The organism is Streptomyces sp. NPDC089915 (assembly GCF_040684675.1).
Lineage (GTDB): Bacteria > Actinomycetota > Actinomycetes > Streptomycetales > Streptomycetaceae > Streptomyces.
This window is the reverse complement of sequence record NZ_JBFBGN010000317.1, coordinates 1-2,143: the sequence shown is the minus strand read 5'-3', so window position 1 is coordinate 2,143 and position 2,143 is coordinate 1. Positions and strand designations below refer to the sequence as shown.

At 71.3% G+C, this 2,143-nt stretch carries 1 protein-coding gene; it reads left to right on the top strand.

Going from position 1 to position 2,143, the window contains the following annotated elements:
• The first annotated feature begins 1,106 nt into the window (after positions 1 to 1,106).
• Complete coding sequence (locus AB0O29_RS35315; RefSeq protein WP_365160374.1) at positions 1,107 to 2,120, top strand: bifunctional DNA primase/polymerase; 1,014 nt, start codon at positions 1,107 to 1,109, stop codon at positions 2,118 to 2,120.
• Positions 2,121 to 2,143: the final 23 nt, after the last annotated feature.

Genomic DNA, 2,143 nt, shown 5'->3' with positions numbered 1-2,143 from the left:
GGGCCCTCCACTGGGTGGAGGGCCCTTCGCGCCTGAGTAACTTGTGGGCCCACTATATCCGCCGGGACCTGGGTTACGACAGCCGAACCGGGTAGCACACCGGGGCGATATCGGGGCGGGCTGAGGAGTTCGGGCGCTTCGCGGAGCTGTGGTCGATGACCGATGAGCTGCTGCTGGCCGGGGTCGAGAGTCGCGCTGCGAGGGGGATTCTGGAGGGTCTGGCCCCCGCTCGCTCGGCAGGCTCAGGGGTCGGGGCAGGGGCTGTACTGCTGGTGGGCGTTGTGAGCGGTGGGCCCGAGCTGCTTCAGTCCCTGGCCGTGAGAGGGAGGGACTGAAGCCGATCCGGGCTGGAAGCGCCCGCCTGGAGAGGGACCGGAGGGGCTCTCCAGCGGGTCTCGTTCAGTCCCTTGGTCCCTCAGTCCCTTGGTCCCTCCACGTTTTCGCAGGTCAGAGCTGTTTCGGGGGAAGAGGCAGGGACTGAAGGGACTCAGTTTTCACTCTTCCAGCCTTTACGTGCGTGTGTGTATGCGCGGGCGTAAGAAGTACCAGTGCCATATTGGCGTTATAACTAGAAAATTGAGTCCCTTCGGTCCCTGTTCGGTCCCTGAGATTTCGACGGCACCAGCCTGACCTGCAGGTTTGTCAGTGACCGAAGGGACCAGGGACCGAAGAGGGTCTGACGACCGTTCCGTCCCTGTTCCACGGGGAGCTGGGACGAGGGGGAGGGGCGCTGGAGGGGTCGGAGACCTCAGTCCCTGGCCTCCAGGGACCGGGGAAACCGGCAATTGGGGCGAGTGGCCCACCTAGGGCCCAGACCGGCTCCCGCCGGGGAGGGACTCAAGGGACTGAAAAATCAAAACAGTCGCAGCTGCCTGCACCGTCTCGGCGTGTCGCTGCGCTAGGCTCCGGCATTGTGAAAGTTTGGTCCCTTCAGTCCCTGCCCGGGAACGGGGCCGAGTCTCCGACCAGCCCACACAGCCCGACCGAGCCCCGCCGCACCGCCGAGGAAGAAACACGTGCCAGCCCACAGCGCAACGCCGCCGCCAGCGGCAGCCGTCGGCTCCGCGTACGGGCTTGAGACGGCGCTCCGGCTGGCCTCCGAGGGGATGCCCGTCCACCCCCTCGCCCCAGGGACCAAAACACCGCCCGCGAACTGCGCCCGCTGCCGGGAGGACCAGCACGCCCCCGCCGCCTGCCCCTGCCCGGGGGAGGGACGCTGGTGCCACGGCTTCCACGCGGCCACCACCGACACCGGTGTCATCAGGGACTGGTGGCACCAGGAGCCGCGGTTCGGCGTCGGCGTGTCCTGCGGTCCGGCCGGTGTCGTCGTCATCGACGTGGACACCCACCCGGCCCCGCTGCCGGACCGTCAGCGCCTGCTGCCCGGCATTCCCATCGACGAACGCGTCGACCTGAGCGGCCTGAGCTCCGGCTACGACACCCTCGCGCTGCTCGCGGCCCTCCGCCGCCGTCCCGACCCCGCCCAGGACGCCGGGACCCTGCGCGTGCGCACCCCCAGCGGAGGCCTGCACATCTGGTACCGCGCCCCCCTGGGCGGCCCCGCCATCCGCTCCTCCAGCGGCAGCAGCACCCGTACCGCCCTCGCCTGGCAGGTCGACGTCCGGGCCACCGGCGGCTACATCGTCGCGCCCGGCACCCGTACCGCGGACGGCCGCTACGAGCCCCTGCCCGGCTCCCGCACGCCCGCCCCGCTGCCGCTGTGGCTCAACGCCGAACTCGCCCGCACCGGCCACCACCCCGCCCTCCCGGCGCCGGAGCGGACCGCCCCGCCCCGCCGCGGCCGTACGCGGACCACGCGGGTCATGCGGGCGAACGGGACCGACGACGCCCACCGCATCCTCGCCCCCCTCCTCGCCGAGGTCCGGGACTGCGCCCAGGCGCCCTCGGGCACCGCGTTCAGCGAGAAGCTCAACCGGGCGGCCTTCACCGCCGGTGGCCTCGCCGCAGGCGGACACATCACCCCGGCCGAATGCGCCGACCTGCTCACCGACGCCGCGAACTCGGCCCGCCCCGGCCAGTCGCGCCGCAGCCAACTCGTCATCGACTCCGGGCTCCGCGCCGGCAGCCACCGCCCTATCCACCCCAAGGGACGCTCATGAGCAGCGCAGGAAGCACCGGCACC